This window comes from Candidatus Polarisedimenticolaceae bacterium, assembly GCA_036376135.1.
In the GTDB taxonomy this organism is placed as follows: Bacteria; Acidobacteriota; Polarisedimenticolia; order Polarisedimenticolales; family DASRJG01; genus DASVAW01.
In genome coordinates this window covers 21,707-32,513 of the sequence record DASVAW010000116.1, presented here as the reverse complement: position 1 = coordinate 32,513, position 10,807 = coordinate 21,707, and the positions used below count along the sequence as shown (strand labels likewise).

Here is a 10,807-nt window from a genome sequence, read left to right as displayed (position 1 = left end):
GCGGAGGTGGCCCTCCGCCGAACCGCCGCGGCGCATGCGCCTGAGCGTCTCGGCGTGTGCGTGCTGGAGGGGCATGTCGACGTACTTCACGACCCGTTCGGTCGCCGCCATCGCCGCGATCAGCCGGTCGGTCACCGTGTTGGGGTAGAGGTAGTGGACGCGGATCCATCGCAGGGCCTCGACGCCGTTCAGCCTCTCCAGGAGGTCGGCGAGCCCGTGCGCGTCGCCCCGGTCGCGGCCGAAGTGGCTCGAGTCCTGCGCGATGAGGTTGATCTCGCGCACCCCGCGCCGGGCGAGGGCCTCGGCCTCCGCGACGACGTCCTCGGGTGGGCGCGAGCGGAACACGCCGCGGAACTTCGGGATCGCGCAGAAAGAGCACGTGTGGTCGCACCCCTCGGCGATCTTCACGAACGCGGTCCACTTCGGTGTCGCGAGGCGTCGGGGCGTCTCGGAGCCGTACAGGAACCTCGCCGGCTTCGGGCCGATCTGCAGGAGGCCCGTGGCCGGGGCGGCCTTCGGGAGCGGGGCGAGCCCGGCCGCGGCCACGATCCCGTCGAGGCCGTCGAGGTCGACGAAAGCGTCGACCTCGGGGAGCTCTCTCCGCAGCTCGTCGCCGTAGCGCTGGACCATGCACCCGGCGACCACGAGGCGTGAGAGGACGCCCGACTTCTTGTACTCCGCCGCCTCGAGGATCGTGCGGATCGACTCCTCGCGCGCCGCCTCGATGAATCCGCAGGTGTTGACGACGAGGACGTCGGCTTCGGCCGGATCGGTCGTGAAGGTGCATCCGGCGGCGTCGAGATGCCCGAGCATGACCTCGGTGTCCACGAGGTTCTTCGAGCAGCCCAGGCTGAGGACGCCGATCCGCTTCACGGATAGAGGCGGTTGATCTGGCGCGGGTAGGGGATCGTCTCGCGCAGGTGCTGGATCCCGCAGATCCAGGTGACGCAACGCTCGATCCCCATCCCGAACCCCGAGTGAGGGACGGTGCCGTACCTCCGGATGTCGAGGTACCACTGGAAGGCCTCGACCGGAAGGCCGTGCTCGCGGATCCGCGACAGGAGCAGGTCGTGGTCGTGGATGCGCTGCGAGCCGCCGATCACCTCGCCGTACCCCTCCGGGGCGAGCACATCCACGCACAGCGCCTTCGTCGGGTCCGAGGGGTCCGGCTGCATGTAGAACGCCTTGATCTCCGCGGGCCAGTGCGTGACCATCACGGGACGGTCGAACTGCTGGGTGAGCAGGGTCTCGTCGAGCGCGCCGAAGTCGCTCCCGTGGGCGAAGGCCGGGGCGCCGGCCTCGCGCATCTTCTCCTGCGACTCCGGGGTCAGCAGGATCTTCGCGGCCTCGTCGTAGGTGATCCTCGGAAACGGCGGGAGGACCTTCTCGAGCATCGTCGTGTCGCGCTCGAGGAACTTGAGGTCCTCGCGGCAGCGATCGAGGGCGCGCCCCACGACGTAGGAGACGAACTCCTCGGCGAGGGCGAGCAGGCCCGGAAGCTCGAGCCACGCGACCTCGGGCTCGATCATCCAGAACTCGGTGAGGTGGCGCCGGGTCTTGGACTTCTCCGCCCGGAAGGTCGGGCCGAAGCAGAAGACCTTGCCGAACGCCATGCAGCCGGGCTCGAGGTAGAGCTGTCCCGACTGCGTCAGGTACGCCTTGTCGCCGAAGTAGTCGGTCTCGAAGAGGGTCGTCGTCCCCTCGCACGCGGCGGGGGTGAGGACCGGGGAGTCGATCAGCACGAATCCGCGGTCGTAGAAGAAGTCGCGGCAGGACTTGACCACCTCGTTGCGGACCCGCAGGACCGCCTGGGGCGTCCGCGAACGGAGGTACAGGTGGCGGTGGTCGAAGAGGAACTCGACCCCGTGCTCTTTCGGCTGGATCGGGTACTCCGCCGCCTCGTGGAAGACCACGACGTCGGCGAGACCGAGCTCGAAACCCCCGGGGGCGCGGTCGTCCTTCCGGACCGACCCGCTCACCGTGATCGAGGATTCGAGCGGCGCCTTGTCGCAACGCTCGAACAGCTCGGGGGAGACCTCCTTGGCGAACGCCACGCACTGCAGCCAGCCCGTACCGTCGCGCAGGACGAGGAACTTCACCTTGCCGGACGAACGTTTCTGGGAGAGCCACCCCCGGAGGGTGACCGTCTCGCCGACGTGGTCGCCGAGCTCGCGGATGTAGACGATGTCGCGGCTCACGAGGAGTTATCTCTCCTGCTCTTCCTGCTTGTGCCTGGCGTATTCGGCCGCGATCTTCTCCTGAACCGGCGGGGGTGCCTCCTCGTAGTGGTCGAACTCCATGTGGAAGGTGCCGCGGTCGGACGTCATCGACTTGAGGGTCGAGGCGTAGGTGAGCATCTCGGAGAGCGGGACGAGGGCCTTGATCACCTGGTAGTGACCCTGGCTCTCCATGCCCTGGGGCTTGCCGCGGCGGGAGGAAAGGTCGCCCATGATGTCGCCCATGTACTCCTCGGGGGCGGTGATCTCGACCGAGTAGATCGGTTCGAGAATCGTCGCACGGGCCTGCTCCATCGCGGCCTTGAAGGCGAGCGACCCCGCGACCTTGAAGGCCATCTCCGACGAGTCGACGGCGTGGTACGAGCCGTCGGTGAGGGTCACGCGGAAGTCGATCACGGGGTTGCCGGACAGCCATCCGCGTTCGGCGGACTCGCGCACCCCCTTCTCGACCGCGGGGCGGAAGTTCTGCGGGATCGACCCTCCGAAGATCTTGTCGACGAACTCGAAGCCCGAGCCGCGCGGGAGCGGCTCGATCTCGATCCAGCAGTCGCCGAACTGGCCGCGTCCGCCGGTCTGTTTCTTGTGGCGACCCTGCACCGGGCCGACCTTCCGCTTGATCGTCTCGAGGTAGGGGACCTTCGGCTGCTTGAGGATCGCCTCGACGCCGAACTTGCGCCGCATCTTCGAGATCGCGACCTCGACGTGCACCTGGCCGTTCCCGGAGACGATCAGCTCGTGCGTACGGGGGTCGCGACCGACGCGCAGGACCGGGTCCTCCTCCTGGAGGCGGTGCAGGGCGGTCGAGATCTTCTCCTCGTCCCCCTTCGCCTTCGGCTCGATCGCGAAGGAAATCGCGGGCTCGGGGAACTCGATGGGGGTGAACCGGATCGGATGCTGCGGGTCCGCCAGCGTGTCGGAGGTTTTCGTCTCCTTCAGCTTGGCCACCGCGCCGAGATCCCCGGCGCGCAGCTCGGGGAGGGGCACCGGGGTCTTCCCCTGCATCGCGTTGACGTTCCCAAGGCGTTCGGCGACCTCCCGGCCGACGTTGATCACCGGGGTGTCCCCCTTCAGCGTCCCGGAGACGACGCGGAAGAGCGACAGCCGCCCCGCGAACGGGTCCGCGACCGTCTTGAAGACGAAGGCGGAGACCGGCTCCGCTGCCGAGGCCTTGCGCGAACCTTCGGCTCCCGACGGCGGCACGGTCCCGGCGCGGTCGGGACGCTCCTGGGGGGCCGGCATCAAGTCGACGGCGGCGTCGAGCATCTGGCGCGCCCCCACGCATTTCGTCGCGGCGGAGAGCATCACCGGGAAGATCTTCCGGTCGAGGAACGCCTTGTGGAGGCCCTTGACCAGGGTCTCGTGAGGCAGGTCGCCCGTCTCGAAGAACTGCTCCATCAGCGTGTCGTCGCTCTCGGCGACCATCTCGACGAGCTTGGCGCGGTACTCGGCGGCCTGGTCGGTCAACTCCGCGGGGATGTCGGTTTCGGTGGCCTGACCCGAGGCGTCCTTGGCGTAGCGGTGCGCCTTCATCGCGAGGAGGTCGACGACCCCCTCGAACGCGCCTTCCGCCCCGATCGGGATCTGGATCGGGACCGCGCGCCGGTCGAACCGCCCGGCGATCGATTCCATCGCGCGATCGAAGGAGGCGTTCTCGCGGTCGAGCTTGTTGATCACGAAGACGCGCGGAACCTGGTACTCCTGGCAATACTTGAAGACGCGCTCGGTGATGACCTGGACCCCGGCGACCGCCTCGACCAGCAGGAAAGCGGCGTCGGCGACGGAGAGGCCGGCCTTCGCGTCGGCGACGAACGCCGCGTAACCCGGCGTGTCGATGAGGTTGATCTTCTTGCCGCGCCACTCCACGTGCCCGAGGGCGGTCTGCAGCGAGATCTTCCGCTCGATCTCCTCCTCGTCGAAGTCGGTCGTCGCCGTGCCGTCGTCGACCCGGCCGAGCCGGTTGACGGCCCCGCCCACGAACAGGAAGGCGGACACGAGCGAGGTCTTCCCGCAATCGCCGTGACCGAGGATCGCGACGTTGCGCAGGTCGGGTGTGTCGTAGATCTTCATCGAGTTCCCTCGAAGTAAAGAGGCGGAACTATAGCATAGGCAAGGGGTTCCCCCGGATCGCCGGGAAGCGGCCCCGCTTGACCCGGGTGCCCGCGAAGCCTAGGTTTTGCGGCGCTGGGGAGGGTGACCGTGATCGTCAGCTGCCCGTCGTGCGGAACGCTTTATCGCCACGAGGCCGGGGGAGAGCCCCGTCGCGCGCGTTGTTCGTGCTGCGACGGCACCGTCCACCTGGGGGCCCGCCGGTCGTACGCGGTGCGCGCGAGCTTCTCGGACGACGCCGGCCTGCGGGCGTTCGCGGCGACCGCGCCGGGGCTCGTCGCCGCGGCGGCGCGCGCGGCGGGTCGGCCTGTGCCCGTCGGGATCGGAGCGGCTCCGGACCCGTCGGAAGGGATTCGGCGGGTCGGCATGGACGACCCGAGCCTGGCCCCTGCGCTCGGCTCGACCTCGTTCGATCGTCCGGGAGACTCCGCGATGGTCTGGACCATGCTCGCTCCCGAGGCGGACGCCCCGGTCCCCGACGCAGCCGAGCCCCCCGCGGCGACGGAGCGGGGTTCCGGCGCTCCGAACCGGATCCGCGGGGCGATGATCGGCCTCGGGTTGGGCTCGTTGTGCGGTCTGGGGCTCTCGACGCTGTTCGGAGGTCAGGTCGCGGCGTGGTGGGGCGGCGGCGCCTGCGCAGGACTCGGTCTCGCCTGGGGGGTGACGCGATGGGCGTCCCGCAGGAGCTGAGTCCCCCGCGCGCGGGGGGGCCCCCGGATCCGCGCGCCTGTCCCCGCTGCGGCGACGGGCCGTTCGCGATCCCCGGCGTGGCCTGTCCCACCCTGGGGGGAGCCTCGGTCCGCCGTTGCGTGCGTTGCGCGACACGATGGGTGGACTCCCGCGGGAATGCGGCCTTCCTGTTCACGTGCGAGTCGTGCGGATTGCCGTTCTCGAGCGAGAAGCTGCTCGCGCACGGCGAGCAGCGGTGCGGTGCGTGCGTCGAAGGCCGGATCCCGGCGGAGCTTCCCGACGCACGGGTCTCCGAAGCGGTGGAACACGAGATCCGCTCGGCGCTCGACGGGCGGTGGAAGTTCGGGACGGCGCCGGTCGGTCAGGCCTATCTCGACCGGATCGCACGCCACGTCGCGGCGCGCTCCGAAGGGGCGCCGTCGGCGGTTCGGGTCGTCGTGGTGGACACGGACGTGCATCGAGCCCTCGCGCTTCCGAGCGGCACGCTCCTTCTCAGCGCGGGGGCGCTCGCGTTCCTCGAGGACGAGGCGGAGCTCGCGTTCGTGCTGGGGCACGAGCTCGCGCACGCCGCCTCCGGGGACGCGGCGGTCCGTCTCTCGCGCCTGGGCTTCCGAGCCTCCGGAAGCGGGGGCGATCGCAACGGGGAGGCGTGGGCCGACGCGGCCTCGGACCTGGGCTCGCTCGGGTACGGTCGTCATCGCGAGCGGGACGCCGACGCCCGGGCGGTCCTCGGGATGCTCGCGCTCGGGTACGACGCGCTGGCCGCGAGTCGATACCTCGAGCGACTCGAGGTGGCGATCGAGGCGGGCGACCCCGCCGTGGCGGAAACGGCGCTCGCGCATCCGACCCCGGCCGAGCGCAAGCGCCGCCTTTCGAAGCTGCTCTACGGGCGCGTCGCGGAGGACGTCGGTCCCCTCAAGGTCAATCGCGAGGTGTTCCGCCGGGCCGTGCCGAAGGACCTCGGAAAGTCGCTCGTCCCGGTGCGCCTGTGCCCCGAGGCGCGGATGCCGCGGGGAGATTTCGCCTTCGGCTCGGTCGAGCCGGAAAGCTCCCGGCTGCCGTGGGCCGCGCTCGCGGCGGTGCTCGCGGCGGCGGCGTTGTTCGCCATCGCGGCGATGTGGCTGCTCTGACGCCACGAGCGGAGGCGTTTATCCTCTCGGGGTGCGCCGCTGCTTCCACGACGACCTCCCACGACGGCTGACCGCCCTTGCGGCGACGTGTCGCCGGGGGTTCCTCGACACCGATCCCGTCGGTCTGGTCCGGCGTTTCGACGACCCTTCCGACCGCGAGATCGCCGGGATCGTCGCCTCGGGGCTCGCGTACGGGCGGGTCGCCTCGATCCGCGCGAGCGTCGAGCGGGTCCTGGAGGCGACGGGAAGCTCGCCGGGGCGCTTCGTGGACGCCTTCGACGAGCGGCGCGACGCCCGGCGCCTCGACGGCTTCGTGCACCGCTTCACTCGGGGCGCGGATCTCGCGAGGTTGTTCCTGTTGATCCGGCGCGCGCGCACGCGCGCGGGCTCCCTCGAGGCGTTTTTCCTCGAAGGCGATCCCGAGCCCGGGGGCGAGACCTACGAGGGAGCGATGCGCGCGTTCGTGGATCGCCTGTTCGCCCTGGACTCCCGCGAGGACGACGCCTCCCGCGGGGCGCGGTGGTTGTTCCCCTCGCCGGAGTCCGGTTCGTTGTGCAAGCGACCGTGCCTGTTCCTCCGCTGGATGGTTCGCCCGGACGACGGCGTCGATTGCGGCGTCTGGAGTCGCGCTTCCCGGGCGCGCCTCGTCGCCCCGCTCGACACGCACCTCGTGCGGGTCGCGGCGCTGCTCGGCTGGACCCGTCGGAAGTCGCCGGGCTGGCCGATGGCTCTCGAGGTCACCGCGCGACTGCGGGCGCTCGATCCTTCCGATCCGATCCGTTTCGATTTCGCGTTGAGCCGGCTCGGCATCCTCGGGTTGCTCCCGGCCCCCGGCGGGAGGTTGGCGCGGCGCCACCTCGAGCGGGCCTTCGACCTCCTCGCCGCGGGAGAGCCGTCGTGAACGAGCCGAGATTCGGGGCCCACATGTCGATCGCGGGCGGCATGCCCGTCGCCGTCGAGCGCGCCGTCGCCGTCGGGTCCGGCGCGCTGCAGGTCTTCGTGAAGTCCTCGAACCAGTGGGCGGCCCGACCGTTCGCCGCGGGCGAAATCGACGCGTTCCGCCGCGCGGCCGCAGAGGCGGGGATCGAGCGCCACCTCCTGGCCCACGCCTCCTACCTGATCAACCTCGCCTCCTCCGACGACGCCCTCTGGGAGCGCTCGACCCAGGCGTTCGGGGTGGAGCTCGACCGGTGCGCGCAGCTGGGCATCCCGTCGCTCGTCGTGCACCCCGGCTCGCCGAAGGAGGCCGGTGCGGAGGAAGGCGTCCGCCGCGTCGCCCTCGCGCTCGACCGCGTCTACGCGCAGCGGGGGCGCCGCGAGGTGCGGACGCTGCTCGAGATCACGGCCGGGCAGGGCAAGGTGCTCGGCGGGAAGTTCGAGGAGCTCGGCGCGATCCTCGCGAAGGCGGCCTGCGAAGACCGCCTCGGAGTCTGCTTCGACACCTGCCACGCGGTCGCCGCGGGGCACGACCTCTCGAGCGTCGCCGCCTACGACGCCACGTTCGAGCGGCTCGACCGGGCCGTCGGCCTCTCGCGGCTGGGGGCGTTCCACCTCAACGACTCGAAGGGGAAGCTCGGAAGCCGCCTGGACCGGCACGAACACCTCGGCCGGGGAACGGTCGGACTCGACGCGTTCCGCCGGATCGTGAACGACCGGCGTTTCCGGGACCTCCCGATGGTCCTCGAGACGCCCAAGGGCGACGATCTCGCCGAGGACCGGGAGAACCTCGCGGTGCTCCGGGGGCTTCTGGCCCGGTGAACCTCGAGGATTTCGACTACGCGCTCCCGCCGGAGCGGATCGCGCAGGAGCCCGCGAGCCCGCGCGACGCCTCGCGCCTGCTCGTCCTCGATCGCGACACCGGTGCGGTCCGGCATCGGGGATTCCGCGACCTTCCGGACGAGCTGCGCGAACGCGATCTCCTCGTGCTCAACGACACCCGGGTGCTCCCCGCGCGCCTGATCGGCTCGAAGCCTTCGGGAGGCCGCGTCGAGCTCCTCCTGGTCGAGGCGGTGGGCGGATCGGCCGGCGCGCCGCATTGGCGTTGCCTGCTCGGCGCCTCGAAGAAGCTCCGGCCCGGCGCGGTGCTCGCCTTCCCGGGGGGGCTTGCGGCGGAGATCGTGGAGCGGGAGATGGAGACCTGGATCGTGCGGCTCACGCATCCCTCGGGAGACCCGGTGGGCGCGGTCGTCGCGACCGGCGCGATGCCCCTCCCGCCGTACATCCGCCGCGAGCCGTCGGACACGCGAACCCAGGACGATCGCGAGCGCTACCAGACCGTCTTCGCGCGGCGGCTCGGCGCGGTCGCGGCGCCGACGGCGGGGCTTCACTTCACGCCGGAGCTTCTCGCACGGATCGCGGAGCGCGGCGTCGATCTCGCGTGGATCACGCTCCACGTCGGGCCGGGAACGTTCCTCCCGGTGCGCGCGCAGCGGATCGAGGACCACCGCATGCACGAGGAGGCCTACGAGATCCCCGAGGCGACGGCGGCCGCGATCGCCGCCGCGCGCTCGCGGGGCGGCCGCGTCGTCGCGGCGGGGACCACGGTCGTGCGCACCCTCGAGACGGTCGCCGCGCGGGACGGCGTCGTCCGCGCGGGAACGGGGCGGAGCGCGCTGTTCATCACCCCGGGCTTCCGTTTCCGCGCCGTCGACGCGATGGTCACGAATTTCCACCTGCCGCGCTCGACGCTGCTGATGCTCGTCGCGGCGTTCGCGGGTCGGGAGCGCGTGCTTGCGGCCTACGCCCAGGCCGTGCGCGAGGAGTATCGTTTCTTCTCCTACGGGGACGCGATGTTCGTGAGGTCGGCGTGAGCGGTTTCGGCTTCGAGGTGTCCGCCCGGGACGGGCTCGCCCGCCGCGCGCGGATGACGACGGCGCGCGGCGCGGTCGAGACCCCCCAGTTCATGCCGGTCGGGACCGCGGGGGCGGTGAAGGCGATGACGACCCCCGAGCTGCGCGCCGCGGGCACGACGATCCTGCTCGGCAACACCTATCACCTCTACCTGCGCCCGGGGCACGCGGTCGTGCGCGATCTCGGCGGCCTCCATCGGTTCATGAACTGGGACGGACCGATCCTCACCGACTCCGGCGGCTTCCAGGTCTTCTCGCTGGAGGGACTGCGCAGGATCGACGAGGACGGGGTGCGGTTCCGCTCCCACCTGGACGGCTCGATGCACGTGCTCACCCCGGAATCGAGCATGGAGATCCAGGCGGCGCTCGGCTCGGACATCGCGATGGCGCTCGACGAATGCCCGGCCCTCCCGTCGCCCCGGGAGGCGATCGCGGCGGCGGTCGACCGTACGACGCGCTGGGCGCGCCGTTGCCGCGAGGCGTGGCGCGGCGACGGGGTCCTGTTCGGCATCGTCCAAGGGGGGCCGCACGTCGACCTGCGCGAGCGCAGCGCGACGGAACTGCGCGCACTCGATTTCCCCGGCTACGCGATCGGCGGGGTGAGCGTGGGGGAGCCGCCGGAGGCGATCGCTCACGCGGCACGCACCTCGGCGGCGATGCTGCCGGAGGATCGCCCTCGTTACCTGATGGGGGTCGGACGGCCCGAGGACCTCGTGGAGGCCGTCGCCTCCGGCATCGACCTCTTCGATTGCGTGATGCCCACGCGCAACGCGCGCAACGGACAGCTCTTCACGTCGGAGGGGAAGGTCAACATCAAGAACGAGGCGTACCGCACCGACCCGCGGCCGCTCGACCCTTCCTGCGCCTGCGACACGTGCCGCCACTACAGCCGCGCCTACCTGCGGCACCTGTTCGTGTCGAAGGAGATCCTCGCCTCGCGGCTCAACACCCTCCACAACCTGACGTATTACCTCGGGTTGATGGACGCCGTTCGCCGGGCCATCGAGGCGGGGCGCTTCGAGGCCTTCCGCGAGGAGTTCCGCGACCGCGGGAGTCGGGAGGAGCGGGCGTGACGGCGCGCGATCTCGTGTTCATCGGCGACGTCCACCTCGACCGGGACGATCCCGACCTGACCGCCTTCCTCGCGTTCCTGGAGGCGCTCGTCCCGACGACCGAGCGGATCGTCCTCATGGGGGACCTGTTCAACCTCTGGATCGGGAGCGAGGAGCTCGAGCAGCCCCACCACCGCGCCGTGATCGACCAGCTCGCGTCGATGCGGCGCCGCGGGTTGGTCGTGCGCTACCTCGAGGGGAACCGCGACTACCGCGTGGGCGCGCGCCACGCCGGGGGGGCGCTCGAGGATGCCTCGGAGGAGGGTTTCGAGGAGCGCCACGCCGGTCGCCGCCTGTGGTGCGCGCACGGCGACCTCGTCAACGTGCGCGACCGGCAGTACCGGACCTGGCGCCGGGTTTCCCGTTCTCGCGCCGCTTGGGCGGTCTTCTCCCTCGTCCCGCGCCGCCGGCGTCTCGCCTTCGCGGAGTCGCTGGAGCGCCGGATGCGCGGCACCAACCTCGGCATGAAGCGCGCGGTTCCCGAGGAGCTCCTGCGGGCGTACGCGGCGCCGCGGTTCGCGGCGGGTTTCGACGCGGTGGTCCTCGGCCACTTCCACGTGGAGCTGGACGTGCGCGACGAGGGGAAGCGGATTCTCGTGGTCCCGGAGTGGAAGGGGAGCCGGCGCCACCTGCGGGTCGGCGCCGACGGGACGATCGCGTTCGTGGGCGGAGGAGGAGGGTGA

General features: G+C 71.1%; 10 protein-coding genes. 7 read left to right on the top strand and 3 right to left on the bottom strand.

Translation table 11 applies throughout. The features are described 5' to 3' along the window. The 3 genes from VF139_11820 to fusA form a co-directional block, all read right to left on the bottom strand. A partial coding sequence (locus tag VF139_11820; protein HEX6852077.1) for a MiaB/RimO family radical SAM methylthiotransferase occupies positions 1-873 on the bottom strand: 873 nt, incomplete at its 3' end. Beyond that, positions 870-2,198, bottom strand: coding sequence for an asparagine--tRNA ligase (gene asnS / locus VF139_11815; protein HEX6852076.1), 1,329 nt, complete (start codon positions 2,196-2,198; stop codon positions 870-872). The genes VF139_11820 and asnS, both read right to left, overlap by 4 nt. A gap of 6 nt (positions 2,199-2,204) precedes the next feature. After that, positions 2,205-4,304, bottom strand: coding sequence for an elongation factor G (gene fusA / locus VF139_11810; GenBank protein HEX6852075.1), 2,100 nt, complete (start codon positions 4,302-4,304; stop codon positions 2,205-2,207). 129 nt (positions 4,305-4,433) lie between these two features. On the opposite strand from fusA, the gene VF139_11805 reads away from it, so the two are divergent. From VF139_11805 to VF139_11775, 7 genes are read left to right on the top strand one after another with little or no spacing between them, the layout of a single operon-like run. Then, positions 4,434-5,033 (top strand): hypothetical protein, encoded by a 600-nt coding sequence (locus VF139_11805; GenBank protein ID HEX6852074.1) that lies wholly within the window; start codon positions 4,434-4,436, stop codon positions 5,031-5,033. Then, the gene (locus VF139_11800; protein ID HEX6852073.1) at positions 5,012-6,163 is read left to right on the top strand and encodes a M48 family metallopeptidase; all 1,152 of its coding nucleotides are present in this window, start codon (positions 5,012-5,014) and stop codon (positions 6,161-6,163) included. Before VF139_11805 ends, VF139_11800 begins: the two co-directional genes overlap by 22 nt. 31 nt (positions 6,164-6,194) lie before the next feature. Further along, positions 6,195-7,064: a TIGR02757 family protein gene (locus tag VF139_11795; protein HEX6852072.1), complete on the top strand. Its 870-nt coding sequence runs from the start codon at positions 6,195-6,197 to the stop codon at positions 7,062-7,064. Continuing rightward, on the top strand, positions 7,061-7,921 hold the full coding sequence (locus tag VF139_11790; GenBank protein ID HEX6852071.1) for a deoxyribonuclease IV: 861 nt from the start codon (positions 7,061-7,063) through the stop codon (positions 7,919-7,921). The genes VF139_11795 and VF139_11790 overlap by 4 nt, the downstream gene beginning before the upstream one ends. After that, positions 7,918-8,973 carry a tRNA preQ1(34) S-adenosylmethionine ribosyltransferase-isomerase QueA gene (gene queA, locus VF139_11785; protein HEX6852070.1) on the top strand — a complete coding sequence of 352 codons (1,056 nt, stop codon included), beginning with the start codon at positions 7,918-7,920 and terminating at the stop codon, positions 8,971-8,973. The genes VF139_11790 and queA overlap by 4 nt, the downstream gene beginning before the upstream one ends. After that, positions 8,970-10,085 (top strand): tRNA guanosine(34) transglycosylase Tgt, encoded by a 1,116-nt coding sequence (gene tgt, locus VF139_11780; GenBank protein HEX6852069.1) that lies wholly within the window; start codon positions 8,970-8,972, stop codon positions 10,083-10,085. Before queA ends, tgt begins: the two co-directional genes overlap by 4 nt. Then, positions 10,082-10,807 (top strand): metallophosphoesterase, encoded by a 726-nt coding sequence (locus VF139_11775; protein HEX6852068.1) that lies wholly within the window; start codon positions 10,082-10,084, stop codon positions 10,805-10,807. Before tgt ends, VF139_11775 begins: the two co-directional genes overlap by 4 nt.